This is a genomic window from Vibrio sp. 10N.247.311.13 (assembly GCF_041467595.1).
GTDB lineage: Bacteria > Pseudomonadota > Gammaproteobacteria > Enterobacterales > Vibrionaceae > Vibrio > Vibrio crassostreae_C.
Genome location: NZ_JBFSUX010000005.1, coordinates 112,577 through 137,119 on the forward strand (window position 1 = coordinate 112,577; position 24,543 = coordinate 137,119).

At 43.7% G+C, this 24,543-nt stretch carries 25 protein-coding genes and 1 pseudogene; 17 read left to right on the top strand and 9 right to left on the bottom strand.

Annotated elements, in window-relative coordinates:
- Positions 1–36: 36 nt before the first annotated feature.
- The gene (locus AB6E52_RS03920) at positions 37–930 is read left to right on the top strand and encodes a LysR family transcriptional regulator (RefSeq protein WP_017069834.1); all 894 of its coding nucleotides are present in this window, start codon (positions 37–39) and stop codon (positions 928–930) included.
- A 145-nt stretch (positions 931–1,075) separates the two neighbouring features.
- The gene (locus tag AB6E52_RS03925; RefSeq protein WP_102320064.1) at positions 1,076–1,477 is read left to right on the top strand and encodes an ACT domain-containing protein; all 402 of its coding nucleotides are present in this window, start codon (positions 1,076–1,078) and stop codon (positions 1,475–1,477) included.
- A gap of 106 nt (positions 1,478–1,583) precedes the next feature.
- Here the strand turns inward: AB6E52_RS03925 and AB6E52_RS03930 are convergent, their stop codons facing one another.
- Together AB6E52_RS03930 and AB6E52_RS03935 are read right to left on the bottom strand one after the other, a co-directional pair.
- Complete coding sequence (locus AB6E52_RS03930) at positions 1,584–3,470, bottom strand: methyl-accepting chemotaxis protein (RefSeq protein ID WP_102320063.1); 1,887 nt, start codon at positions 3,468–3,470, stop codon at positions 1,584–1,586.
- A gap of 343 nt (positions 3,471–3,813) precedes the next feature.
- A complete protein-coding gene (locus tag AB6E52_RS03935) occupies positions 3,814–4,530 on the bottom strand; it encodes a DUF1826 domain-containing protein (RefSeq protein WP_102320062.1) in 717 nt (238 codons plus the stop codon).
- A 276-nt stretch (positions 4,531–4,806) separates the two neighbouring features.
- On the opposite strand from AB6E52_RS03935, the gene AB6E52_RS03940 reads away from it, so the two are divergent.
- The 6 genes from AB6E52_RS03940 (at position 4,807) to AB6E52_RS03965 (ending at position 10,392) form a co-directional block, all read left to right on the top strand.
- Positions 4,807–5,379: a YceI family protein gene (locus tag AB6E52_RS03940; RefSeq protein ID WP_102320061.1), complete on the top strand. Its 573-nt coding sequence runs from the start codon at positions 4,807–4,809 to the stop codon at positions 5,377–5,379.
- Between the two features lie 321 nt (positions 5,380–5,700).
- A complete protein-coding gene (locus tag AB6E52_RS03945) occupies positions 5,701–6,396 on the top strand; it encodes a VC0807 family protein (RefSeq protein ID WP_017059114.1) in 696 nt (231 codons plus the stop codon).
- Positions 6,397–6,752: 356 nt separating this feature from the next.
- The gene (locus AB6E52_RS03950; RefSeq protein WP_065584244.1) at positions 6,753–7,028 is read left to right on the top strand and encodes an HU family DNA-binding protein; all 276 of its coding nucleotides are present in this window, start codon (positions 6,753–6,755) and stop codon (positions 7,026–7,028) included.
- Positions 7,029–7,053: 25 nt separating this feature from the next.
- Positions 7,054–7,197, top strand: coding sequence for a hypothetical protein (locus tag AB6E52_RS03955; RefSeq protein WP_017059112.1), 144 nt, complete (start codon positions 7,054–7,056; stop codon positions 7,195–7,197).
- A gap of 320 nt (positions 7,198–7,517) precedes the next feature.
- The gene (locus AB6E52_RS03960) at positions 7,518–8,420 is read left to right on the top strand and encodes a VirK/YbjX family protein (protein ID WP_133151375.1); all 903 of its coding nucleotides are present in this window, start codon (positions 7,518–7,520) and stop codon (positions 8,418–8,420) included.
- A gap of 268 nt (positions 8,421–8,688) precedes the next feature.
- Positions 8,689–10,392: an FAD-dependent oxidoreductase gene (locus tag AB6E52_RS03965; protein ID WP_017067877.1), complete on the top strand. Its 1,704-nt coding sequence runs from the start codon at positions 8,689–8,691 to the stop codon at positions 10,390–10,392.
- Between the two features lie 166 nt (positions 10,393–10,558).
- On the opposite strand, the gene AB6E52_RS03970 is transcribed toward AB6E52_RS03965, so the two are convergent.
- From AB6E52_RS03970 to pnuC, 3 genes are all read right to left on the bottom strand, one after another.
- Positions 10,559–11,239, bottom strand: a complete 681-nt coding sequence (locus AB6E52_RS03970) for a Crp/Fnr family transcriptional regulator (protein WP_017067876.1) — start codon at positions 11,237–11,239, stop codon at positions 10,559–10,561.
- A 125-nt stretch (positions 11,240–11,364) separates the two neighbouring features.
- Positions 11,365–12,093, bottom strand: coding sequence for a nucleoside phosphorylase (locus AB6E52_RS03975; RefSeq protein WP_102320060.1), 729 nt, complete (start codon positions 12,091–12,093; stop codon positions 11,365–11,367).
- An 8-nt stretch (positions 12,094–12,101) separates the two neighbouring features.
- Positions 12,102–12,836 carry a nicotinamide riboside transporter PnuC gene (pnuC, locus tag AB6E52_RS03980; protein WP_102320059.1) on the bottom strand — a complete coding sequence of 245 codons (735 nt, stop codon included), beginning with the start codon at positions 12,834–12,836 and terminating at the stop codon, positions 12,102–12,104.
- A gap of 365 nt (positions 12,837–13,201) precedes the next feature.
- Between pnuC and AB6E52_RS03985 the strand changes: the two genes are divergently transcribed.
- A complete protein-coding gene (locus AB6E52_RS03985) occupies positions 13,202–13,405 on the top strand; it encodes a hypothetical protein (RefSeq protein ID WP_017059106.1) in 204 nt (67 codons plus the stop codon).
- 42 nt (positions 13,406–13,447) lie between these two features.
- On the opposite strand, the pseudogene AB6E52_RS03990 reads toward AB6E52_RS03985, so the two are convergent.
- Positions 13,448–13,576 (bottom strand): annotated as a pseudogene (locus AB6E52_RS03990) (ABC transporter substrate-binding protein); the annotation flags it as partial.
- 34 nt (positions 13,577–13,610) lie between these two features.
- Positions 13,611–14,060, bottom strand: a complete 450-nt coding sequence (locus tag AB6E52_RS03995; RefSeq protein ID WP_102320058.1) for a PaaI family thioesterase — start codon at positions 14,058–14,060, stop codon at positions 13,611–13,613.
- Between the two features lie 34 nt (positions 14,061–14,094).
- Here AB6E52_RS03995 and AB6E52_RS04000 point away from each other — a divergent pair, with 34 nt between their 5' ends.
- The gene (locus AB6E52_RS04000) at positions 14,095–14,373 is read left to right on the top strand and encodes a DUF134 domain-containing protein (protein ID WP_029235478.1); all 279 of its coding nucleotides are present in this window, start codon (positions 14,095–14,097) and stop codon (positions 14,371–14,373) included.
- 63 nt (positions 14,374–14,436) lie between these two features.
- Here the strand turns inward: AB6E52_RS04000 and nqrM are convergent, their stop codons facing one another.
- Entirely contained in the window at positions 14,437–14,634 is a 198-nt protein-coding gene (gene nqrM / locus AB6E52_RS04005) for a (Na+)-NQR maturation NqrM (RefSeq protein ID WP_017059103.1), read from the bottom strand.
- On the bottom strand, positions 14,631–15,077 hold the full coding sequence (locus AB6E52_RS04010; protein ID WP_102320057.1) for a NifB/NifX family molybdenum-iron cluster-binding protein: 447 nt from the start codon (positions 15,075–15,077) through the stop codon (positions 14,631–14,633). Before AB6E52_RS04010 ends, nqrM begins: the two co-directional genes overlap by 4 nt.
- A gap of 475 nt (positions 15,078–15,552) precedes the next feature.
- Between AB6E52_RS04010 and AB6E52_RS04015 the strand changes: the two genes are divergently transcribed.
- The 7 genes from AB6E52_RS04015 to AB6E52_RS04045 all read left to right on the top strand — a co-directional run.
- A complete protein-coding gene (locus tag AB6E52_RS04015) occupies positions 15,553–16,275 on the top strand; it encodes a DUF1007 family protein (RefSeq protein WP_029235926.1) in 723 nt (240 codons plus the stop codon).
- Positions 16,276–16,369: 94 nt separating this feature from the next.
- Entirely contained in the window at positions 16,370–17,467 is a 1,098-nt protein-coding gene (locus AB6E52_RS04020) for a nickel/cobalt transporter (protein WP_102320056.1), read from the top strand.
- Positions 17,468–17,956: 489 nt separating this feature from the next.
- The gene (locus AB6E52_RS04025) at positions 17,957–19,474 is read left to right on the top strand and encodes a triacylglycerol lipase (RefSeq protein WP_102320055.1); all 1,518 of its coding nucleotides are present in this window, start codon (positions 17,957–17,959) and stop codon (positions 19,472–19,474) included.
- A 12-nt stretch (positions 19,475–19,486) separates the two neighbouring features.
- Positions 19,487–21,487 carry a choice-of-anchor X domain-containing protein gene (locus AB6E52_RS04030; protein WP_102320054.1) on the top strand — a complete coding sequence of 667 codons (2,001 nt, stop codon included), beginning with the start codon at positions 19,487–19,489 and terminating at the stop codon, positions 21,485–21,487.
- Positions 21,488–21,954: 467 nt separating this feature from the next.
- Entirely contained in the window at positions 21,955–22,449 is a 495-nt protein-coding gene (locus tag AB6E52_RS04035; protein ID WP_102320053.1) for a YcxB family protein, read from the top strand.
- A 68-nt stretch (positions 22,450–22,517) separates the two neighbouring features.
- Positions 22,518–23,243 carry a metallophosphoesterase gene (locus tag AB6E52_RS04040; RefSeq protein WP_102320052.1) on the top strand — a complete coding sequence of 242 codons (726 nt, stop codon included), beginning with the start codon at positions 22,518–22,520 and terminating at the stop codon, positions 23,241–23,243.
- Between the two features lie 443 nt (positions 23,244–23,686).
- On the top strand, positions 23,687–24,543 hold an 857-nt coding region (locus AB6E52_RS04045; protein WP_372130326.1), incomplete at its 3' end, for a LysR substrate-binding domain-containing protein.

Below are 24,543 nucleotides of genomic sequence, written 5' to 3' on the forward strand. Positions count from 1 at the left end.
TACTGAGGTCGGTTTAATTCTCTAGGCAATAAAACAATGGATAAACTCGAGGCAATGAATGTCTTTGTCACCATAGTGGAACGTGGCAGTTTAAGCGCTGCGGCAGAGCACCTTGATCTCTCACGAACCAAGGTCACTCGTTATTTGGGTGAGTTAGAAGCATGGATGGACACACGCTTGCTTCACAGAACAACACGAAGCTTGAGTTTAACCAGCGCAGGTAAAGAAACACTTGAGGTCGCCAGAGAACTTTTGGCACTGGAAACATCCCTAGCTGGGATCAGAAACCAAAACCGAGAGCATTTAAAAGGTCAGCTGCGTATTACTGCGAGCTACTCGATTGTCGATAGCTTCTTGATGGAATCAATTAGTCGCTTCATCGCCAAATGGCCAGAGGTTTCTATCGACATTATCTCGACTGATCAGACCGTCAACCTGGTTGAGTCACGCATCGATTTGGCCATTCGCATAACCAACGAACTGACGCCCAATATTGTCGCGAAGCAGATCGGTGAATGCCGCTCCGTGATTTGCGCATCGCCTCAATATCTAAAAGAGAAAGGCACACCCACAGAAGCCCAAGATCTAGCGCACCACAACTGTTTGTCGTTCAGTTACTTTGGCAAAACCGCTTGGACGTTCAATGGCCCCAATGGGCTCGAATCGGTTCCGATTAAAGGGAATATCAGTGCAAACACCTCAGAGGTTCTGCTTTCTGCCACACTCAAAGGCAACGGTATCTGTTTACTGCCCTTCCCTTCAGTGGAAACCTTGATGCGTGATGGTCTATTAGTGCCACTGCTTTCTGAATGGCAACCTAAAACGCTCGGTGTTCATGCTATTTATGGAACGCGTAAACAAGTCACACCGCTGTTAAGAGCCTTTATCGACCATTTATCTGACGAGATGGAACAATCGACAAGTTGGTAGAAGTACGATGCCATCACTAAGGAGGAAAACTTGCCATTAGTAAAACTGATGCAGAATTAAAATCATTAATTTTACTTAACTGTCAGTTGCTTCTATCGTGACTGCATACATCATCAATTAGCTTATTCACGCAGGGAAACTGACTATGGCTGCCATTACCGACCTAGACCTTCTACTGAAATCCATGTCACCAGAATTAATCGACGGGAGCTATGTTTTTTGTACTGTAGGCGGGGGATTGGCAGACTATGTTCAGCTCAATCCAATCTCGACTTTTCGTGAGAAAGAAGGTTTAACACTGGTTCTGAAAGAAGAAGTTGCGACCAAAGCTCAGCTAGACTTCGATGGTGTGTTTAGCCTGATTACATTGTCGGTACATTCCAGTCTTGAAGCGGTTGGATTAACAGCAGCCTTTGCCACCAAGCTTGGTTCTTACGGCATTAGCGCCAACGTGATTGCTGGCTTTTATCACGACCATATCTTCGTTCAGAAAGACAAAGCTGAAGCTGCAATGAGTGCGCTGAAAGAGTTTTCAGAAGTAGATTAGTAAAGAATTCGATTACTCACAAATACAAAAAAAGCGACGTAATCTACGTCGCTTTGGCTTATTGCTTAACGTGCACTCACTGATCAGGCATCAGTGAGCGAACCAGTTAAGCAAGCTTAAAAGTCGCCACTTTGTCACTTAAGCCAGCGGCTTGGCTCTTAAGTTCGTTCGACTCAGTTAAGCTGTCCTGTGCGCCCACAACTAAGTGGTCGGTAACATCTTTAATGGTCGTCACGTTCTGGGTAATTTCACCCGTCACATGTGTTTGATCTTCAGCAGCCGTCGCGATTTGAGTCGCCATATCGCTGATCAAAGCAACTGCAGTATTGATCTCTTCAAGCGCATGCGAAGCTCGATCGGCATCTTCTACTGAATGTATTGCCAACTTAGAACTGCTCTCCATCAGCTCAACCGCTTGCGCCGTTGTACGCTGCAGGATATCAATTGTTGATTTGATCTCTTCCGTTGAAGAGTGGGTACGCTGTGAAAGCACACGTACTTCATCCGCTACCACAGCAAATCCACGACCTTGTTCACCAGCACGAGCCGCTTCAATCGCTGCATTCAAAGCAAGTAAGTTGGTTTGTTCTGCAATGCCTTGAATCGTTGCGAGTACAGTCGAGATCTCTTGAGCATGCTTGTTAAGTTCGCTAATCACACTACCCGCTTCATTAACTTCATTGGCTAGGTTATTGATTGAACCTTTGGTATCCACAACCAGAGCGTGACCACTGTTAGTGCTTGTCGCTGAATCTTGCGCCGCTTTTGCTGTTTGCTCGGCATGCGATGCTATCTCTTGCGTGGCGCTCGCCATTTCAGTTACGGCCGTCGCGACCATAGTGATTTCTTGCTGCTGATGATTAAGCTCATCCACCGAACGGTTCGCACGCTGAGCACTTTGCTCTGACTGGCTGTTTAGCTGTTCTGACTGCCCACGGATATGGCCAATCAACTGCTGTAAGCTTCCAACAAAGGTATTGAAGTTATGAGCCAACTCGCCCACTTCATCTTGGTTTTCAACATGAATGCGTTGAGTTAAATCACCACTACCATTCGCGATTTGCGCCAGTGCTTGAGAAACGTGGTTCAACGGGCGGAATAGAATCGTACACAACAGGTTAAACAGTATGGTACATACGATCACCACAAGTAGCGTCACCAACACTTGACCAATCACTGCATCAAATAGTGGCGCAACCAGAGAGTCATGGTTAACAACGCTCACAGTAATCAGGCTCGTTCCATCAATCGCACGTGCGTACAGAACATAGTCGCTGCCATTCAACTCGATAGAAGTGTCTTTACCGCTAGTCAGCGCCTTTTGTACGTCCGCAAAATCTAACCCAAGTGAGCTGATGTTTTTGTTCAGTAACTTAGTGTCAGGGTGCGTATAAACCGTGCCCTTATTGGTCGCGATGAACATGTAACCTTCACCTGGAAGAATCACCTGCTCTAGACTGTTTAAGATGTCTGTAATTTCTACATCAGCACCCAACACAACCTGTTGCCCATGCAGTTGCATTGCTGTTCCTAATGAAACAACGTTCGCCCCAGTTGCTGCAGCAACCGTTGGGTTATCCATGAACACCTTGCTTGGGTTCGCAACCGCATTGGTGTACCAACCCCATACGCGTGGATCATCATTGCCCGGTGGCAACACAACACCGTTCGCGTTCTTTTGCGAACCATCAGGAAATGCCAAGAAGACATTATCAAAAGAGGCTGAGTCACGAACCTGTTTTAGATGAGTCACCAAGCTTTCTTGTTTGGACTCTTTCGAAAGAGAAGTAAGCGCACGCTCTTTGGATAAGATCCAATCCGATACATATTGATTGTACGAAGCCGATGCGCCTTCTAAACGCTGTTCAACTTCTGTATCCAACCTTTGCAATGAAGCACGAAAAGACAATGCCTCGACCAAGATCCCCCCCAGGATAATGGCCATACTGGCTGAAATCGCCAGTTTATTTTTAAGCGAGAGTTTCTTGAACATAGGAAACCTATAATGTGGAAGTAAAAAACCGTGGCGAACAAATTGGTTGCCAAAGAGGTTTGCAAGCGGGATATATTTTACGCTTTAAAATAAATTAAGAAACCGATGAGGAACTGAAATATTGATATATGTGAGTAAGTGCACGCATCGTAACCCATTGATTTAGAGAATGGTAAACTCTAAATTTTGAATTAATGTGCTAAACATGGTCAGCTGATGAGTGTCTCTGTTTGAGAATAATAACGGCACAGATCGCGCCATGCCGTTAGCTCATTAGGAAGGTATTTAAATGAGTTGAACGTCTGAATAGAAACAGGTTGCGAACTAAATAGTCAAAAGTTGATCAACCAAAGTCCAACGTTAACAGCAATCGTGTTTCGTCAGATGAAGTGACTGGTGAACGGTGAACAAGGCCTCTATTCTCATTGCCACTCCAACGCTCCCCTTTTAATAACGCAACATCACCACTGGCCATTTTCTGGATGTCAGATTCGTCGTTGTACAGGCCTGAAACAGAATCAGGCTTTCCGTTAGCCCCTAGCCCTAGCTTAGAACGGTCGACTAAGTCGTTTGGCAACCATTGAGTCGCAACACCATGATAAGTTGTCACCAAGCGGCAAGGCACTTGATCAAAATGGAAACGTGGGCACATCGCTTTATTCAGAACGGCTAAACGTAACCCGACTTCTTCAAGCTCAAACAAACAACAGAACATATCCACCAGCTCTGCCATGTTTTCTAACAGCGCTTTAGAGGCGGTGCCATCGGTGGCAAATTCCAACTTATCGAAAGCATTTTCAGGTGACACGCTAACAGACTTACTAAAGTTTGGATTCAAGGCGATAAATTCACTAATTGCCGTCGTTAAGCCTTCATCAAACTGTCGCTGCCATACCGCTATATTAATATCACTTTGGTAGATATCCGCTAATACCGTTGGCTGCTCAGAAGCGCTAAGTCCAGGCTTATGATTCGCCTGATCCTTGATACTCACAACGGAACTAATGTTAAGTGGCTGGCTGCTATTGGTAGCCAAAGGCTTGGTTAACACGGCATTCATTACGTCGTCTCCTTGATACATGCTCATCGCTTCCCTTTTACCAACAGAATAATTATTCTTGGCAAGAGTGATCTTAGTTATGTTATAACATAACTAAAAATAAACAAGTCACTTCGTCGATCATGATTCCAGTAATACAGCGACGCTCTTCTTTTCCTGCGGTAATTTTTCGAATGCTGAACTAAGCTTCTCTCAATCACTCTTTCCAAAAAGTCATTTTAAAAACGTACGACTCAAGAACGTAAACCTGTGAATTCATCAATCTGGTGACAACTTATGAAAAAACTAATCTCTACATTCGGCCTCCTATGCACCGCTATCTCCGCTCAATCTTTCGCGGAGTCGGGCTACACATTAGATCCGAAGTTATCGAACATCACATTCGCGACCATTAAAAAGCAGTTTATTGTCGAGCCCGCATCCATCAAACCTATGTCTGGAGGACTTACCGAAGAGGGTCAGTTTTCAATAGTATTGGACTTGAAAAGCGTGAGCACCGGAGTCGCTATTCGTGACCAGAGACTGAATGAACTCTACTTTGAATCGATGACTTTTCCTGAAGTGAAGATCTCTGGGAAGGTTGAACCGTCGATGCTATCTGGTGATCCAAAAAGAACAACAGTAGCAGCGGAAGTTACTTTACACGGCGTAACCAAAACGATCGACTTCCCAGTTGTGGTGGTTCCATCCTCAGGGTTTGTCATGGTTAGCTCAGCTTCGACAATCATCGTCAACGGCGCTGATTTTGGGATATCTACAGAGAATCTAAACAAACTTTCAGCGACCGTGGGTGGATTAGCGATTTCCGACCAAATCCCTTTGAGCTTTAACCTACTTTTCGACGAATAATGGGCTTATAACTCTTCCTTTCTGTTCTGCCTCATTTCACATTCATCAATCGTTTAAGAGCGGTGAATGTGAGTGAGAGTACGCGACAACGCAATAAACTGAATTAGGTTTGAATAAACTAAACCAAAATTTCCACTCGATTTCCCCAAGTCGGCCAGATAAACATCCCTCACAAAGTATTAAATTGAGCGTTATATAGGCTCAGAGATGTCGTTGATGTCACATGTCGTTACACAGCATGACGCCTTAAGGCTTTACATCTTGGGCGAGGTAAACAACAATCCCTGAGAATAAATCCATAACATAATGTATTTAGAAATTATGAGTAACACAGAAAACAAAAAATCGAGTCCTCTTTTCGAAGTCGTGTTTAACGTCTTTCTTCCTTCATTCATTTTAATGAAGTTCAGTGGAGATGAGCATCTCGGAACAGGCTTAGCTTTGCTTGTTGCCCTTGCCTTCCCTATTGCTTATGGTGGCATGGAGTTAATCCGCAATAAGAAGTTCAACTTCATCGCTGCGCTCGGCTTTGTAAGCGTGCTATTGACGGGCGGTATTGGTTTCTTTGAGCTAGACACTCGTTGGTTAGCACTAAAAGAAGCATTAATCCCTGGTCTAATTGGTTTGGCGGTTCTTGGCTCAACCTTCACCCGCTACCCGTTTATCCAGAAAGTTATCTTCACACCGGCCCTGTTAAATATCTCTCTTATTGAAGAGCGCCTAAAGCAGTTCGGTAACCAAGCAAAGTTTGATCGTTGTCTAATGACATCCAACTACCTATTCGCGAGTACTTTCGCATTTTCTTCAGCTATGAACTACTTCCTAGCGACTTGGATTGTGACTAGCCCTGCTGGCACCGCTGCCTTTAATGAAGAACTTGGCAAGCTGACACTTTACAGCTACCCAGCAATCGCCATCCCAAGCATGCTGATGATGTTAGGTATTTTCTACTACATTTGGCGTCAAGTTCGCACGATGACATCACTAGAAACAGAACAAATTTTTATTACTAAATAGTTCTGAATTAACAAATCGCTCTGACAGCACAACATGAAGCCCAGCAATTAAGCTGGGCTTCTTTGTTTTTACTCTTTCGTTATCAACGTGATAGATGACAGCTTCGATTTGGATTATGAATCGAACGGGCAACCCTAATGCTCTTTTCTCAAGTAAATTTGGGCAACATGTCTATAAACCAATAATAATCAATGAATTGCATTGATTGAACCGACAGATGCTTTTATAGTCAATTCTGTTGGTTACTTTACAAAGCTCTACCCGCTCACTGACATTATTTCAATTGCTGTTGATAAGATCGCATAAGCTAGGTGCTAAAGGTAGACGCCAGCCGTACTCAATAAGGAATATAGATTATGAACAAATCTCAATTAGTTGAACACATCGCGACTTCTGCAGACATCTCAAAAGACCAAGCAGGCACAGCACTAAATGCGCTAGTTGAAGGTATCTCTACTTCGCTTGCGAACGGTGATGACGTATCGATCCTTGGATTTGGTAGCTTTAAAGTTAACTCTCGAGCTGCTCGCACTGGTCGTAACCCGCGAACCGGAGAAGAGATTCAGATTGCCCCATCAAAGACGCCAGCATTTAAAGCGGGCAAGGCACTAAAAGAGACGTGCAACCTGTAACACAAAAAACACAAGGAAGATTACGATGACGACTAAGGAAAAAGCGAAAACGAGCCGAAGCAAAAAAGCAGGCAAGTCGACTAAAGCGCAAGCCGAAACGCCTAAGACTCGTCAACGCATTGAAGAGCTTCTCGAAGAGCGTGAACTGGCTAAACTGTTAGAACTTTAGTTTATATAAGAACTAATGTTTAGGTTTAAGCAAGGTGATAGTTTGTTATCGTTCTAATGCCACTGCAGATTTGTAGTGGCATTTTTGATTTAGGAGCAAGCGCCTCTAATAAATAACATTGATACCCCTCCCCACTAAAGCGACAAACACATCTGTCCAAAATCTGAACGCTAAGTAACTGATTGAGTTACATAGCTATACATATCCATACTTACCCAAATCACCTTTTTCACTATCATCATTTTCTTGTTATTGGTGAGATTATTGGAAGGGTTCATGACACGACTATGTTCGAGCAATCCTTCTTCTTTGAGGTGATTATGAATGTCGTTCGCATGGGGATTGAAGCAAATACCCATAAAAATAAGGGTAAGTACAAAGCGATAGTTAAGTTTACTATTCGAGCCCTGTTTTATTATTCAGCTACTCGAAAAATGAGTAATAATTTCAACTCTGAAGAGAGAAAGTTATTATTTATCAAGCAACCCAACTTCCTTTCTAAATTTGTGACTCCCTACTTATGTACTGGCTTTAGCAATAAAGAAAAGATCGATATCTTATCCAAACACTACGACTGGTTTGAAAACACCTTCGCAACAGAAGCTAGACACCAAATCTATAACGAAAGGCTCAATCTTTTAAAACTTGAGATAGATGACAACGTTTATCTGGTTAATCTCAGCTTCGAAAGAAACGCGAGAAAAGAAGGTGAACTGACAATTTCATTGACCAACTCTCAACTCGAAAAAATGTATACCATTTCGTTTACTGTTTTCGACAACAACATCTACATCGGCGGTATACAGGGTGGCGCCAATGACAATGGATTTAGCCGCACATTCACCAAAGCTTTTTACGGTTTAAGACCTAAATCCTTCATGGTAGAAACACTACGACTGCTCGCTATTAACTTGGGTATCGACAATATCTATGCGGTAAAAGAGTCTGGTCATGTCTCGAACTCATTACGCTACGGTAAGAAAAACAAAGACATCAGCCTTAAATACGACAGTCTGTGGGAAGAGCACGATGGACAGGTGCATGATAACTATTTCTATCGTCTCCCGACAAACCCGAACAGGAAAGATCTTGAAGCTCTAAAACGTCAAAAGCGTAAGTTGTATCGCGAGCGTTATGCCTGGCTAGATCTGTATGAACAAGATCTGAAGAACGTAATCAGTCAGCACATCCATGATCCTGTTCATTATGCTCATGACAGTTAATTTGGCTAACCTGTACTCGACTCGCTAACGCGTATTACCTTTACTAGCGTGCTTTAGTCTAATCACAGCCCTTGGACCAAACGCTCAATCCCGAGGTGATAGCTTTAAAATAAATATTAGACAATGCTAATTTACATCTTTATAGTATCTAGGTATTTCGAAAACTACTCAATCGCCGGCGACCAGCCAGTACTGATCATTAAGAAGATACAAGCTCTATGCTCGGCAATTTGTATAGTTAAACTTAGAGACAGTAATAGGTAAACGTATGACTAAAATTGTAATCATCGGTGGCGTAGCTGGAGGTGCTTCAGCTGCTGCACGCGCTCGTCGTCTTAGTGAAGAAGCCGAAATCATAATGTTTGAACGAGGACCATTCGTCTCTTTTGCCAACTGTGGATTGCCATACCACATAGGTGGCGATATCGAGGATAGAAGCAAGCTTCTGTTACAAACACCTGAAAGCTTCTTAGCTCGCTTCAACGTTGACGCACGAGTGATGAACGAAGTTACCTCTATTGATCGCACCAATAAAACCGTTACAGTCAAAAATCTTGTTGATGGTAATCACTACAGCGAGAGTTACGACTTCTTATTACTCAGCCCTGGAGCCGGTGCCGTCGTTCCTCCCATCTCAGGAATCGATAACCCCCTCACCCATTCACTACGCAATATTCCAGATATGGATCGCATCATCGAAACAATCCAAATGAATAAACCTGAGCACGCGACAGTTGTTGGCGGTGGCTTTATCGGCTTGGAAATGATGGAAGCGTTTCATCAGCTTGGGATCAAGACTTCGTTGATTGAGATGGCTGACCAAGTAATGACGCCAGTAGACCGGGAAATGGCCGGCTTTGCCCATGCGGAGATTCGTGACAAAGGCATCGACCTAAAACTCGGCGTCGCGCTTGAGTCTGTGAAATATATACCTAACGAACACATCGCAAGTTTTGATTCAGGCGAGAGCGAGAAGCACCAACACATAGAGGGTGAATTAGAATTAACACTTAATAATGGCGAGTCATTAACTACTGATATCTTAATCATGGCTATCGGTGTGCGTCCTGAGACTAAGTTAGCAAAAGAAGCAGGACTTCAAATTGGCGAACTAGGTGGTATCTACACCAATGAAATGATGCAGACTAGCGATCCTAGCATCTACGCTGTGGGTGATGTGGTCGAAGAAAAAGACTTTGTCACAGGTGCACAAACTCTAGTTCCGCTTGCTGGCCCTGCTAACCGTCAAGGTCGTATGGCTGCCGACAACATGCTCGGACGCAATGAAATCTATCAAGGTACACAGGGCACAGCTATCTGTAAGATTTTTGACCTAGCCGTTGCCTCAACAGGGAAAAACGAAAAACAGTTGAAGCGTGAAGGCGTCGACTATGAAAAAGTCTATGTGCATACCGCAAGCCACGCTAGCTACTATCCTGGCGCTGAGATTGTCTCGTTCAAGATGTTATTCGCCCCTAAGACAGGGAAAATACTAGGTGCGCAAGCCGTCGGTAAAGATGGCGTTGATAAACGCATTGATGTTATGGCAGTAGCTCAACGTGCAGGTATGACCGTTGATCAGCTTCAACACCTTGAATTAACCTATGCACCACCTTACGGGAGTGCCAAAGACGTGATTAACCAAGCCGCATTTGTTGCCAACAATATTATTAAAGGTGACGCGACACCTATTCATTTCGATGAGATTGCAACATTAAGCGACAACCAACTCCTACTCGATGTTCGTAACCCTAGCGAACTAGAAAATGGTGGCTTTATTGAAGGCGCAATCAACATTCCTGTCGACCAACTGCGTGATCGAATGAGTGAGCTCCCAGCAGACAAAGAGATTGTAATCTACTGCCAAGTCGGGTTACGTGGTAACGTGGCTTATCGCCAACTCGTCAACAACGGCTTTAAAGCACGCAACTTAATCGGTGGTTATAGAACACTCATGTATGCAAAAGCTTAAGGATTAATACTTAGTCGCCGGTAATGGTGCGCGGACACTTACGGGCTAGTTGCTAGTTGCTAGTTGCTAGTTGCTGAGAGAAAGTCGCTCATAAATAGATGCGAGTAGTTAATAGTAAACATTGAAAAACCGAGCTTGGCATTTAAGTAAGTGCCAAGCTCTTTTATTATTCGTAGGAGTCAATAAAAGCTTGCAGTGCTCGCTGATCGACAATTTCTAACCCTTGATCTCCTTTTCTGATGAAACCTTTGTCTAATAGGTCTTTAACCGCTCTTCGATACACTCTGCTCGATGTGCCAAAACGTTCCGCTTCTTGATTCACTTTATCGAAACCGCCTAACACAGTGTTAGTCTCGCTTTGAACCAATAAATCATACGCAATATTGTAGGTAATTGAGTGTAAAAGACGGTTAGTGTAAATACCCATAGAGTCTTGATAATCTTCCGCCAATGCAGAGGCAAAGAAGAACATCATCCCCGGATTTTCAAGTAGTGCTTCTGCTAATCTCTGAATGCAAATAACATCAACTTGCATGTGTTCATCAGCCACTACGTTCCACTGACAAGGGGTCTGCGTGAAAAACTCCATCTCACCGAAGATATGATAATCACAATTCACTTCGCCCAATTGAAAGCGTCGCCCATTAGCCGCGGAAATACTCATAGAGACTCTTCCTGCGGGCACTACATAAAGATACTGAAGCTGCTCACCTTGACGTAGGATTTCATCATTTTGATTGAAGTAACGAGAGTTAACTTGGTGTTGGTAGATGAGATCTCTAAATTCAGAGCTTTTTTGTTCTAAGTAGTTTTTAAAGCGTCCGCTTGAGTATGGTGCAATCTTCATACTTACTCTCTCATTGCATTACTGCTGTTTATATTCAAACGATTGTAACCACTTAAACCACAGGAGAGAACCCAATAAAAAAGCGACGGTCTCCCGTCGCTTTCGTCTTGCATTTATTCAGGCTCTTATTGAGTAATTAATGCTTCCAGTGCCGCTAATGACGCTAGCCGCTCTCCTTGCATCATTACCTCTGCCTCATCGACATATTGCCCAACGCCCTCCTTTACATCTTGTTCGTACAAGACAACATTGTTCAAGATAGAAGCGACATTAAGCCCTCTCAAGCGTCCCACGGTAAACAGCGCGGATGTTTCCATGTCTGCACCTAAAATGCCTTTGCCATTCCAGTACTGACAAAGCGCCTTCTCGTCATCGGTATAAAAACTGTCGTGTGAGCGTACCGTGCCCAAATAGTAAGGTGTTGTTTGCTGCTGCAAGAACTTGTCTAGCTCTTTAAGCAGAGAGAAGCTTGCATAGGCGGGATACGACGGCTTAACGTAAGCGGTAGAACCACCCTCATCGCGAACCGCGCCCTCTGCAATAATTAGCTCACCAAGCCCGATATGTGACTGCATCGCACCTGCAGACCCTACTCTGATGATATGAGTCACACCACAAAACTTAAGTTCTTCTACCGCAATGATCATTGAAGGTGCGCCAATGCCCGTGCTGCAAACCGATATCGCTTTACCTTGATATTGACCAGTGAAGATTCGATATTCACGGTTTTCAGAGACCAGTTCAGCATGTTCAAGCAAGTTAGCGATTCGATTCGCTCTATCTGGCTCACCACAAACAATAACTAACGGAGCAATTTGCGTTTCATCAACGCAGATATGAGGTTGCTTTGCCATCTTCACTCCTAAGAAGCCGTTGCTTGAGTTAACGATTTATCACTGTTTCGTTTAGCTGTGCGTGCCCACTCACGAGTACCGTTTGCCGCAATAAACATTAAGATTGCGTATTGAACAGACATTGCGTACACACCCTGCGTCGCATAAATACCAACGCTGATAATGTTAATCACAATCCACAGTATCCAGTTTTCAACATACTTACGTGTCATAAGAACTTGAGCAACAATAGATAGAATGGTCATCGTGGCATCCCAGAATGGGAACGCATCCGGTTCAAGCACTGGCTCCGCTAAATCCGCACCAAATAGATTCAAGCTATCTACCGCGATGTTTGCTAGCGCAAAAAAGAATGGGTCGATGTACATAGTTAACAAAGCAATAGAAATCACACACGCTACGGCCGTTGCTACTAGTTTATTTTGGCTCAACCAACGAACTTCTAGCGTTTCACCTTGCTCATTAGGACGTGTCCATGCGTACCAACCGTAAATGTTGGCACAGAAGAAGAACAATTGAAGAAGTAGCAGTCCGTATAACTGAATTTGGAAAAAGATAACCGCAAATAAGGTGACATTCAGCAATCCGAACAGGTAGTTAATGGTTTTTTCTTGGCTTGCAAACCAAATACACAACAGACCAAACACGGTGCCGAATGCTTCAATCCAGCTCATCGCGTAGCCACCCCCTATTGGGATATTGACTAAGGTATTATTGATATCAAGTAGGGCGAATAGGTCCATAGGGGTGTCCTTTATTATTTGATTTTTGTAGCACCTATATTATTGCGCCGATAGAAACAAAGAGGAGGACATTTGTCCCCCCTAGATTGCATGCGATCATAAATCAGAATATTAAATCCGGAAAATCAATTTCACGGGAAGATGTCATAGCCCTTCCACAGTCTCGAACTCGAAACTCCAGCACCAGAACAGCCCCCTTCCAAAAACGAAATTTTAGCTTACTGGCTTAACGCCGATATCGCATTGACGGTTACGTTTGAGAAGCGCATGATTTTATCTCGAGCAGAATCGTTGTCTGGCGTGTTAACCGTGTAATCGCCCCAAAACTCGTTCTGTGCAACGTACTCAATTGAATGGCAGGTCACATGAATAAAGTAATTATGTTAGTAATGGGGCTGCTTTTTACCAGTCGATTGTTTGCCAGTATTGTTCCTCATGTTGGTCAACTTGAGCATGATGCGCCTATTCTCCTTCGCTCGGCATTGATTGTAGGGGTTGCGGCTTACGCGGTTTGGAGTGCATTTAAATACTTCAAAAAGATCAAGGCCTCAGATTCAGATCAACTGTAACGGCGAAAGTCCAAAAGCTTTTGAATAAGCCTCTAATTTCGATTACTGATCTGCGAAATAATCGACCAAGATTTTACGCCACTTTCGTGACTCACGAATCTTCAACAGGGCGCGGTTAATCTCTTCTTCGTACACGTTATTTTCAGTGATTATGAAACCGTAGTTGGACTTTTATAACTGATAAAACAACACCGCTATACCAAGCTTAAGTTTGATAGCTAGAAACTGACATAAACTGGCTTTGTGCCGACGAACATAACTTTCCGCACTGAGTAATTTGGCTTTCTAGGAAGTAGATATTACGTCTACTTTTGACCCACTGGGCACGAACTTCCAGTTCTTGACCAATCAAAATCGGATGATGAAAACGAGAGGTTAAACTCACCGTCATCGCCTTGATATCATTCTGAAATAGACAATGCAACATCGCGCTGTCATGCAGTGTAGTGACAATGCCACCTTGCATGATGCCATCGTAGCCCTCAGTTTTATCTGTTGGTACAATCTTGGCTCTGGTTTTATATTTAGCTACTGCCTCATGCTTAGTTAAAGTGTCATGCTCGCCAATAGCTTCAAAACAAATGGCGCTGTCGTTGAAAAAACCTTGGCTGCACACTTGGCAACGCCGATGATTGTGTGGAAAGAAAACCTTCATACTTACCTTTACCCATAGATTGCTAGAGATTGATATGGCTCGACCAAAAAAACATCGCCAGTTGTGTACCCGTACGGCTTACTCTTGTTTTAAGCCCAATGGTGTTCCTATGGACGAGCTTCATAAAGAAGAATTGCTATTGGAAGAGCTCGAAGCCTTGCGCTTGGCTGATCAAGAAGGCCTGAGCCAGCTTGAAGCCGCTGAACAAATGCAGGTGTCTCGCCAAACGTTCGGCAACATTATCAAGCGTGCACGAGCTAAAGTCGCCAAGTGCATCGTCAATGGTCACGCGTTGGTGATTCAAAGTAGTTAATTAACGTGTTAGCCAGAAGTTATTTAACTCAGTGAGCGAGAACTTTGATGCTTACTTCGATACTTAGCTTGATGGCTCAGTAATCTGATACAGCTTTTTGCTTTGCCCTTCACACACATCCTTGCAATTGCATTCACGCTCAATATCTAACTGCGCCAATCCTCCACAGCTGCCTTTGATTGGCTTGCGCGAAAAAATCACGCCTATCGCCATCAATGTAACGACTCCGACAAACCCCAATAGCGTCAACAAAAAGGTCATTGTCGGAACCCTCGAATAGCACCTAGCTGATTAGGCTGTACGATTAGAATCGAAGCTTGTTTTTTGTGCCCGTTTTCGCCGCACGTTTTATTGCCACACCCACTATTTCTCGGCTCGCGACCATAATCGAGATCGGTCACTTCCCGTAGATTGTCGAAATCCAAAGCCCCGATTTCTGCCTTACCTGTCGATGCCAAGACTCGAATATCGTTATTGAACAAGTGCGCTAGCATCTTCTTACCAATATAACGAACCACCACAGATTTCACATCGTAAGAACGGAGAACCGAAATCCATTGCTTCTTTTTATTGCAAGAGGTGTCGGAGTCAATCAAAGGAACAATCTGTTTTATCTGTCGTTGTTCATCGACAATCGCGATCTGTGGGGAACGAGCAAAGTGGTTGCCAACATGAAGGTCGCGACAAGGTACTGCGTATAACATAGTAACTTCCTGTTATTGATGATCAGGAGTTCAGCATACGCCCCATTACTGGCATATGCCAATAACTATCATGTGAAAAATAAGATTTACTGGATCGATAACTAAGATCACAAGCACCCAAACTTACCGTCATCTTCAGCCTATCTCAGTTACCTTTCAAATAACCATATATACTAGGGGGTAGTATTTTTATTGGGGGTATTTTTTGCGTTGTTAATGCCTGTTATCAAGAGCCAAGCTCAAACCCATTACAAAAAGGCCTCGCACAACCGAGAGCTTAATCGACTATTCAACGTCACACACTAGTCTGAATAATGTCGAATTAGGGACCAATCAAAGATGTTTATAGGAAAAATAGGTTGGATTGAAAATCAAGAATTGCAGTCGGCTTCAATGTAAACAAGCTTATAATTTGAAGTGAACAACGCATCGAGTTGTTATAATATAACATCACACTAAATTACCATCATTTCTCATGAAACAGCCATTTATTCTAATCGATGTCATCAATCGCCTCTCCACACGCTATGTAAGCCGTTTCTCGACATGCTTTCGCTCTCTCAAGGGCTTGACTGTTGGCCTAGCATTATTGTGTTTTGCGCCAAATCTATATGCCCACCCTCACTCTTGGATAGAGATGAAAACTCATATTGAGGGAGAGAATGGCATGATCACCGGTCTCTCTATGGAGTGGTCTTTTGATGCAATGACCTCGATGTACATGTTGGATGGAGAAGACGTCTCTGCCGATACAGAAACTGAAACATTCAAAAAGCTCGCTGCGTCTGTAATCGAAAACATGATGTACGAGCACTACTTCACGTACTTTTATGATGGTGAAGAGCCCATCAAATATCAGGTGGTTGAGAACGCAAAGTTTGAGCGTGATAAAGCCAAGATGGTTCTAACATTTGACCTACCACTTTCTAAACCTAAGCCTGTGACACGAAACTCGCTTCGCGTATTGATTTTTGACCCTAGTTACTTTGTCGACATGTCGTGGCTATCCAACAGCGACGTGACATTGTCACCTGAACTAGCAAGACAATGCCATTTAGAATTAATCGAGCCTAACCCGACGCCAGAGCAAATGAGTTATGCAATGTCTTTACCTGTCGATGCAGATCCAGATAACACGCTAGGCCAACTGTTTACACAATCGGTTGAGCTTCATTGTGCGGCGGTTCCCGCTTCTTAGTCGCAGTGATTCGTTTCAGCCTTTAAGTCAGCGTCTAGCTGATTAAGCATGGCAACTAATTAACAGAAAGATTTCAGATATAGGTTCTTGTTAAATGAAGAAAAATCAATCCAAAATCAATCACTACCTCATTGGTGCTGGCGCGTTCGTGCTTATTGCTATTGGTGCGTATCAACTGTGGTCCATGTGGCCATCGTTAGTTATCTCTAGCATTCAATGGCAAAGAGAAGTCAATTCAGAACTTGCAGACCTGCTCTATGAAGCTAAATCCAACCCTTGGGGCGCAGGCAGTTACCTTATCGGGTTCAGCTTTATCTATGGCATGCTTCATTCTTTGGGGCCTGGGCACGGCAAAGTTATCGTGTCGACTTACTTAGCGACTCACCCAACCAAAGCCAAGGCGAGTTTAGTGCTTACGGTCGTCTCCGCTTTTTTACAAGCATTGGTCGCAATCTTACTAGTAAGCGTGTTGCTGTGGGGCTTTAGTGCTTCCATGCGAGTAGTGAATGACAAAGCGAATATGTTTGTTTCATTAAGCTTTGCCTTAGTCGCGGTCGTCGGCGCGCTTATATGTTGGAAGGCTTTGAAAAACATCTACACCGCTATGCGTAAGCCTAAGCTGAAAGTGAAAGCCATCACTACACTCGCAACAGACACAGCTGCGACAATTTCAGCGCGTTCGCCAATGGCACTTCGTTCATCAATATCAGCCCCTTCTCCGATAATCGACGCTACTAGCACAATGCAAGCCGCAGCTAACACTCATGCAGATCATTCTCATGCCGACTGTGGGTGCAGCCACCAGCATGTAGCCGATGCAGACGCAATCAACAAAGCCTCAACGCTCCGAGAATATGCTGGAATTATAGTGACGATTGGCGTAAGACCGTGCACCGGAGCCATCATGGTACTGCTTTTCGCAAACATGGTTGGCCTATATTGGATGGGTGTTGTCAGTGCTTTTGCCATGGCGATTGGTACTGCTTTCACAACCTCGACGATTGCTATAATGACACTAACAGGCAAGAACTTGGTAAAACGCTATTTGGCTGCAGGTAGCAAGAGTAACAGTGCGACACTGAAAGCCACAGGTCATTATTTACAACTCTTTGGTGGGGTTTTGCTTGTCTTAATTGGCTTGTTGCTAATGAGTGGACAAGACAGCGGTATGTCGCCTGTTTTCACTATGTAGCGAACGATGTAATAACAAACCTCAGTTTATTGCGACCTTTACCATTTTTACTAAAAAACACTAGCCCTTATCTCTCAAATCTGAATTAACAGCCACATAATTTCTACTAACCTAACTTTGCACAGCCAGTTAGGTTAGTAGTCAGCCATTCAGAACAGCGCGCTCTATGTAGTTCTGTAACAAACCTACATCCAACTTTGATTTTCCTATTCTTAACTACTCTTTCATAAACTAACTTCGATTGTTCTAACAATATTAGAGCACTATCCCCCTCCTTTTGAAAATAAGGACATAACTTCCGCAATCCAGAAACTACGATCGCACTCTTCCTATTTTGAAAAAAAATAGAGCAGCAGTTTTATCAATTGAGTAACAAGCCGAAATTATACCCAATAAATTTCACATCAAACTCCAAGCCTTTACCTTACAACTACAGATAGAGCTTTCTTCAACCAAATTCTTGGATAACCTATACTCAAAGGTAAACAAATGAAACTATACATTCCGAGCGCCACGCTCAGTGTTTTGTTACTTTCTCCGAGTTTCGCGAGTGCCGAAGATATACCTGATTCACACGAATTGCGTAATTTCTCGATGCGTTCACAAAGCTCTGGGATAGCCCCACCGCAAGAAGTACTCGGCGTTTATGTTGTCAATTCTGGTCCTGGTCTGGATACCGGTTGTACCTATGCTTCTGGCGGACCTCTACTTATCTCTTTACCTGTTCCTATGGTTGTCAGCCCCAACGTTTTACAAAGTGACGGGAGAATTGCCCCAAGTAAACTGGGCGATATGCAGCAAAAAGGCGTTCTCGGTTCTAGCGCAAGGATTAGCATGCCGGTCTTCGACATAGACTCCAATGCCAACGTCAGTAATATTGCTCCAGAAATAGATGTCGTATCTTTTAACGGAAAGTCTTTACGTACGCTGCAAGGCTCTGATAACCGCTGGACGGATACTAACCTTCAAGTCGATATCAGTGATATCAAGTTCGGCCAAAACAATGAGATTCGCGTCGATATTGATACTGGCAATACGGGAGACAACTGGTGTATGTCTGTCGATTGGGTCTCAATCGAGTTTGATGTTGCCATTCCTGTGATTCTTGCTCATGGCATTGCTGCACAATCAGACACTTGGGATGATGATACGGCTCCAGGCGTGCTTTCTACACTTGATGACTATGGCATTCGTTATACTCGTTTCTCTGCTGACAAAAATGGAACCACAGCGACTAACGCTAATATCTTGAACAACAAAATTCAGGGTTTTCTCGATGAGTTGAAATCCGACAAAGTTCACGTCATTGCACACAGTAAAGGCGGGCTAGATACCCAAAACCTCAAAGCACTTAGCCCTTCCTTTGAGATAACCTCCCTTTCTACTTTCTCCACACCTCACCTTGGTAGCGTCGCAGCAGATTTGTCGGTGATAAAAATGGACCACTACGCCGATATCTACAGTAACGTCAGTACCGATCCAAATAATTACGCTGGCAAGTACATGCAACTCCCAAATATTCCGTTTGCGGGTCCTAAAATGCCTGGTATCCGTGATCTAACAACGGATACAGCATCAAACGCGATCCAAATGCGTACTCGCGGCAATATTGCAAATACATTTTCTATTGGGGCAAATGCCGATCTCAACCAAGACGGTGTTATTGAGAAAGATCCTGATATCGTTGGCCTATTCCCATGGGGATCGCGTTGGGCAGGCGTTAACGCTTGGCAGGCGCTAAGAAGCTTTAGTTCTGCGGCCTACCTCGATACTCAAACTCAATCGGTCACAATGCCAAGTGTGCATGGACCACAAGCTCATCCAATCACCATAGTCAGTTACCAAGCCATTCAAACAGTACCGCAAGAAAATGATGTTGTTGTGACCTTGGCAAGCGCTAACCCAAGTTATACCAATGCATTGGGTAACGTATTGGCTAACCACTCAACAATGAAAACGGGACAAAACGTTGAACGTTTTCTACAACAAATTATTTCAATGCGCTAAGGAGTGGCCACAATGAAATTCATCAAGCAATTAGTGATGGTGTTCAGTCTTTTCTGTACCTTCATCACACCGGCTATCGCCAGTAATGCAATACCCGTTGGGATGAGTACAAGCACGACACTATCTCAACCAGTGACTAGTAACGATAACGAAGTCACAATGCTATTTACCATCGACAAAGCGGAAGCCCTAAAAGCAGAAATCATCGTGCCGTTGGATGATGCAACCGTATATTTAGTCAAGCCTAACGGGCAAGTCGCAACATCATCCAATGATGTGCAAGCGAACATACTTTCAGGTGACACACAAAGTCCGCCGCTACCGGGCAGCTATTTATTTTTGCCTGAAGTAACTAACCCTGAACCTGGCGAATGGAAGATCGTCGTTGATTTTCCAAACCCAAGTTACAACACAGTAATTATTGCTCAGGTTGCGATCCAATCCCCTATTGCGTTTGGCATGGCGATAGCTGCAAACCAATTTGTGGTCGGTGAACCAGTTCCCGTTTCTGCATTACTGACAAACAAAGGGAATCCAATCACAGGTGCCCAAACCAGCGCAGTGATCATTGATGAAGCTGGAATAAAAACACGCCTGACGCTTAAAGATGAGGGTGTCAATTTCGATGCTATTGCTAAAGATGGTGTCTACAGCAATATTTTCGTTCCACCCGCTGAAGGGGATTATCTAATTGAAGGCATAACGTCTTTTGAAGAATATGGAACAACTATCACTCGCCAGACAAGTAAAAAAATCCACGTACTACCCTCTGACATTGAATTTGTCAGCCTCTCACTCGCTCCACTGTTTTCCTCTGAAGGCTGTGTTATTGCCTTAGAGCAGCGCTTGGAACTTGATGTTAAATCCGCGGGGGATTTTACCATTCATGGTTACCTCACCGATGGAATTGACGAGCTGAACACAAGCAAACGTCTGCAACTCAAACCTGCGAAGCAAATCGTCACTCTACAGTACTCAACTGAAGATATTTTTGGCGCGTTTGATTCAGCGTCTACTTTGACCTCCAACCCGACGATCATCTACGCAATCACTCAAGATGACATACGAATTTCAGCCCCTCGAATTCAGTTTGAAGAATTTATTGATTTAGCATCTTTTGAGCGTTGCCGCGAACCGATTGAAGTCACGGGGAGTTTAGTCACCACACCGACTATGTCGCAAGATGGAACCTACATTGATTCGCTGAGTTTTGAGTTTCCTATCCATGTTACGCGCAGTGGAACTTACACAGGTTCGGTAAATATCGTTGGTGCAGCCGGAGAGTATTTAGAGCTAGTGAGTTTCCAAGAACCGCTTGAGGCTGGCGAAAACACCATCAAGTTTACCGTTCCTGGTGACACGTTTAAGCAAGCCGATGGTCCTTATGAACTGAACGCACTGCTAATCTACAGTGGCGTTGACTCCTATCGACAAGGAGTTCTCGGTCAAACTCCACCATACCAAGCCTCTGATTTCAGTCCGCCAGTGAATGTGACCCTCCCCTCTAACCTATTCGGTTTGGAAAGAGAAAACTGGCAAGCAACCCCGGCAACACAAGTCACGCAACATCGTGTCGGTGGTTACTTGAGAGCGGGGGCTTCAATCCCATACGACTACGAAACACTAGCGAGTTTTGACTTAAGTGAGGTTCGAGGGAAAATCAAACAGGCTACGCTTATTGTTGATTTCGGAGATTCAACTCTTCAATTTCCATTCAACAATGTAACTGCGCATATCGTTAATCAAACTTGGTCTCCAAACACACTGGATTACGACACGTTCTGTGAGTCTTTTACAATATGTGCAGCATGGAGTAATCCACTCACACTCACTACATTCAACAACGTAGAAGCCGGTCAAACGCTTAGGTTTACCAACTCTAAACTATTAGAAGCATTAAATGAGAAGAGAGTGTCTGGGTTGAACAAACTAGATATTGCTCTTACCTCTTCTCCCTATGAAAGAAGTTTCTTCATTAACGTTAAGCAGGTGTCATTATTCATCGAGTACTGATCCTAAAACTGAAATAGAATAAGGCCATGCCCAAGGTATCGCTTTGGGCATGGCCTCTCAGAATGAACAGTGATGAACTTTGCAAGCTTCATATGTTTATTCTGTTAGAGCAGACTATGCCAGCCCCTCAACAGTAGTGATAAAGCACGCTAATCACTATAGACTCCATCAACCAACAAAATGAGATCGAAGTTTTATCCAAAAAGGCCAGTAGTCCCAACAGCCGGGTGACTCCACAGATCTATCCATCCCATCACCAATTTTTTAGGTGACTTTAAAGATGCCCCTACACTAGTCTGATAGCTAAAGTTAGAATAGACCCGTTAAGTATCATCGATTTACAAAACAGAGCCAAAATATCTAAATAAAAACAGTGAGAAGCGATACAATAATCAAGTTGCAAAATTGCAGCGTGGGACACCTGCCCACTGACAGCCCATTCACAGAGAACCATAAAGTAGCCTCACATGTCTAAAGAACCCGGTTTCACTACAGAATACAAACTCGACAAGACGTTTTTCGCGGAGTGTTATGATCAAACTAGCCTTCCGACTCAATTTCCAAAAGCCTACTTAAAAGGAATACTGTTTCTTATTTTTGGTGTGGTTCTACTGGAGTTTGAACTATTACCTAACGGCTATGTTGGCTGGTTCTTTATCGTTTTGAGTGTGATTGAAGCATTCAGTGTGTACTGCAAAAGAACCTGGTGGTTATGGCGACAAAAGATCAGCTCAGGCGCAGGCAGCAAAATTGTCTTTCAAGGTGACGCTAACGGAGTAAGTTACAAAAACCACAAAGCGACCAACACCATCGCGTGGAGTGACATCGACCAACTTGAGCAGACCAATCTTGGTTTTATCCTGCATATCGGTAAACAGCGCCAATATGTGAGTAAATCTTGTTTAAGCAATGAAGCCATTGCCTTCATGATTGAACACCACGCCGCATCAAAAGCGAAATAACACCAATAAATGCCTGCTGATTTAGCAGGCATTTTTAATTCTACGTATCGAATTACCGGGCAATAACAATGAATACCGTGTACCAAATCAGTGATTGCCACCTTTCCGATGAATCCAGCTATGAGAACCTGCGCAGAGCACTGGAATACGTCAACAAAGACACGGCATGCAAGACCATCTTTCTGACTGGTGATATTTGTTGTAAGCCAAAGTCTGGCGACTACGTTCGATTAGAGGCATTCATTAGGCAACACATTAGCGACCAATCCATTTACGTGATTGCGGGTAATCATGATGACTCTCGCTTAATGCGCACAGAGCTAAAAGGCTCGACGATTTATGTCACCGACAAAGCCACCATCGGTGAACGAGAGTTTGTGTTCCTAGACTCAAGCTTCAAGCCGCTAGACAGCCGCCACCCACTTGGTTCAGGGCGTATTGATAACCGCGGCATGGCTCAGCTAAAACAACAATTGAGAAAGGCCAATGATCCTATCGTGGTTGTTCACCACCCTGTCATTCCAGTCGGTGCAGATTGGATGAAAGCGATCCTCCTAGAGAACGATACTGATGTGATGAAAGTGCTTCGAAAATATCGCGTTCGTGACGTGTTCTGCGGTCATGGCCATGATGAAATAACAGCGACACAGCAAGGCATAACTCAATATATGGCCCCGTCGACAGCCTATGGCTTTGACCACTCGATCAATGAATACAATCGCAGCGAGAAGATAGGATTAAGTCGAATCTCGTTCTGTACTGATTCCATCAACTACCAAGCTGTCTATTTTTGAACCCTATCTTACTGTCTTAAACCTCATAGATTAGCTTTCAAATAAACCAAACTATATAGAGCTATACCAATAGAAGAGGCTTGCGGCGATTCAATTTATCAATCTGTGATTGAAGCCCACAACCCAACTTCCACAACGGGTCAACGTTCAGTAGAAGAAATTACCTGGTTAGCACTGATGACTGTAAAACAAATGCACGATTTAGTTCGGCGCAATCTCGAAAACGAAGAGCTCGAAAACTAAAAGTTTGAAAAAGAATTATCTAGAAAACAGAAAGCTTGAAAGCTGAATACGTAGGATTATCGCCCCACTCTCACAAGTGACCAGAGCCTTGCAAACGTTATTACCCTAAGGTTTGCTAGCAAGGTCTTTGTGATTGATAATAAAAGCAATATAGGCGCAAGTTAGCGCTTTTTTATCACCTAGGTTTATATTGAGGCTATATGGAAATCAAAGTACTAAAAAGCTTTGTGGCTGTCGCGACACATTGCAGTTTTTCAAAAGCTGCAAAAGAGTTAAATACCGTTCAACCTGCCATTAGCCGCCATATCACAAGCCTTGAACACGAACTTGGAGTGAGCCTATTTTTCCGTACATCTCGCGAAGTCGTCATTAGCGCCGCAGGGCAGCACTTACTTAAAGATGCGATTAGACTCATCGAACAAACGGAACAAGCAAAACAGTCCGCAATTCGAGCTTCTTCTGGTTGTATTGGTACTTTAACTATTGGTTATCTTGGAGGCGCAACTCTGAGCTTTTTGCCTCGTTTAGTTCGACAGTATATTGCTGAAAACCCCAATATTGATGTTGATCTTGTTGAGATGACGGCTTCTGAACAGATCGAAGCTCTGGACAAACGAGAGATCGATATTAGCTTCTCTCGCCCACTGCCGAACCTGCTTGTTGATGATTACACCTCGGTGACGATTTATACAGATAAGCTTGTTGCTGTTTTGCCCGTCACCCACGAGTTGGCTAAATACACCACCATTCAAATGAAACAACTGCAGCAAGACCCTTTCATCTTATTTGAACGTGAACAAGCGGTAGGATTATTTGACTCCATCATTACTCAATGTGACCTATCTGGATTCTCTCCAAATATAAAAAAACAACCCAACAACATGCAAACCGTGTTAACCCAAGTCTCTTCTGGCTTAGGTGTATCTATCGCACCGCATGCAATTCGTGATTTACGCAGTGAGGGATGTGTATTTGTTAATCTTGAATCTGTGGACGTACAAAGGCTTTGTTTCCTAATTGGATCTCAGATAGAAACGGCCAGTATGGGTGATTATTA

What these genes read in the sequence shown, in the direction of transcription:
- AB6E52_RS03970 (WP_017067876.1), bottom strand. Translation starts at nt 11,239, where the DNA reads ATGAAGATTGCACCATACTCAAGCGGACGCTTTAAAAACTACTTAGAA.
- AB6E52_RS04025 (WP_102320055.1), top strand. Translation starts at nt 17,957, where the DNA reads ATGAAACTATACATTCCGAGCGCCACGCTCAGTGTTTTGTTACTTTCT.
- AB6E52_RS03985 (WP_017059106.1), top strand. Translation starts at nt 13,202, where the DNA reads ATGAATAAAGTAATTATGTTAGTAATGGGGCTGCTTTTTACCAGTCGA.
- nqrM (WP_017059103.1), bottom strand. Translation starts at nt 14,634, where the DNA reads ATGACCTTTTTGTTGACGCTATTGGGGTTTGTCGGAGTCGTTACATTG.
- AB6E52_RS04035 (WP_102320053.1), top strand. Translation starts at nt 21,955, where the DNA reads ATGTCTAAAGAACCCGGTTTCACTACAGAATACAAACTCGACAAGACG.
- AB6E52_RS04040 (WP_102320052.1), top strand. Translation starts at nt 22,518, where the DNA reads ATGAATACCGTGTACCAAATCAGTGATTGCCACCTTTCCGATGAATCC.
- AB6E52_RS03995 (WP_102320058.1), bottom strand. Translation starts at nt 14,060, where the DNA reads ATGAAGGTTTTCTTTCCACACAATCATCGGCGTTGCCAAGTGTGCAGC.
- AB6E52_RS03955 (WP_017059112.1), top strand. Translation starts at nt 7,054, where the DNA reads ATGACGACTAAGGAAAAAGCGAAAACGAGCCGAAGCAAAAAAGCAGGC.
- pnuC (WP_102320059.1), bottom strand. Translation starts at nt 12,836, where the DNA reads ATGGACCTATTCGCCCTACTTGATATCAATAATACCTTAGTCAATATC.
- AB6E52_RS03975 (WP_102320060.1), bottom strand. Translation starts at nt 12,093, where the DNA reads ATGGCAAAGCAACCTCATATCTGCGTTGATGAAACGCAAATTGCTCCG.
- AB6E52_RS04015 (WP_029235926.1), top strand. Translation starts at nt 15,553, where the DNA reads ATGAAACAGCCATTTATTCTAATCGATGTCATCAATCGCCTCTCCACA.
- AB6E52_RS04000 (WP_029235478.1), top strand. Translation starts at nt 14,095, where the DNA reads ATGGCTCGACCAAAAAAACATCGCCAGTTGTGTACCCGTACGGCTTAC.
- AB6E52_RS03945 (WP_017059114.1), top strand. Translation starts at nt 5,701, where the DNA reads ATGAGTAACACAGAAAACAAAAAATCGAGTCCTCTTTTCGAAGTCGTG.
- AB6E52_RS03920 (WP_017069834.1), top strand. Translation starts at nt 37, where the DNA reads ATGGATAAACTCGAGGCAATGAATGTCTTTGTCACCATAGTGGAACGT.
- AB6E52_RS03965 (WP_017067877.1), top strand. Translation starts at nt 8,689, where the DNA reads ATGACTAAAATTGTAATCATCGGTGGCGTAGCTGGAGGTGCTTCAGCT.
- AB6E52_RS03925 (WP_102320064.1), top strand. Translation starts at nt 1,076, where the DNA reads ATGGCTGCCATTACCGACCTAGACCTTCTACTGAAATCCATGTCACCA.
- AB6E52_RS04020 (WP_102320056.1), top strand. Translation starts at nt 16,370, where the DNA reads ATGAAGAAAAATCAATCCAAAATCAATCACTACCTCATTGGTGCTGGC.
- AB6E52_RS04010 (WP_102320057.1), bottom strand. Translation starts at nt 15,077, where the DNA reads ATGTTATACGCAGTACCTTGTCGCGACCTTCATGTTGGCAACCACTTT.
- AB6E52_RS03930 (WP_102320063.1), bottom strand. Translation starts at nt 3,470, where the DNA reads ATGTTCAAGAAACTCTCGCTTAAAAATAAACTGGCGATTTCAGCCAGT.
- AB6E52_RS03960 (WP_133151375.1), top strand. Translation starts at nt 7,518, where the DNA reads ATGAATGTCGTTCGCATGGGGATTGAAGCAAATACCCATAAAAATAAG.
- AB6E52_RS03940 (WP_102320061.1), top strand. Translation starts at nt 4,807, where the DNA reads ATGAAAAAACTAATCTCTACATTCGGCCTCCTATGCACCGCTATCTCC.
- AB6E52_RS03935 (WP_102320062.1), bottom strand. Translation starts at nt 4,530, where the DNA reads ATGAATGCCGTGTTAACCAAGCCTTTGGCTACCAATAGCAGCCAGCCA.
- AB6E52_RS03950 (WP_065584244.1), top strand. Translation starts at nt 6,753, where the DNA reads ATGAACAAATCTCAATTAGTTGAACACATCGCGACTTCTGCAGACATC.
- AB6E52_RS04030 (WP_102320054.1), top strand. Translation starts at nt 19,487, where the DNA reads ATGAAATTCATCAAGCAATTAGTGATGGTGTTCAGTCTTTTCTGTACC.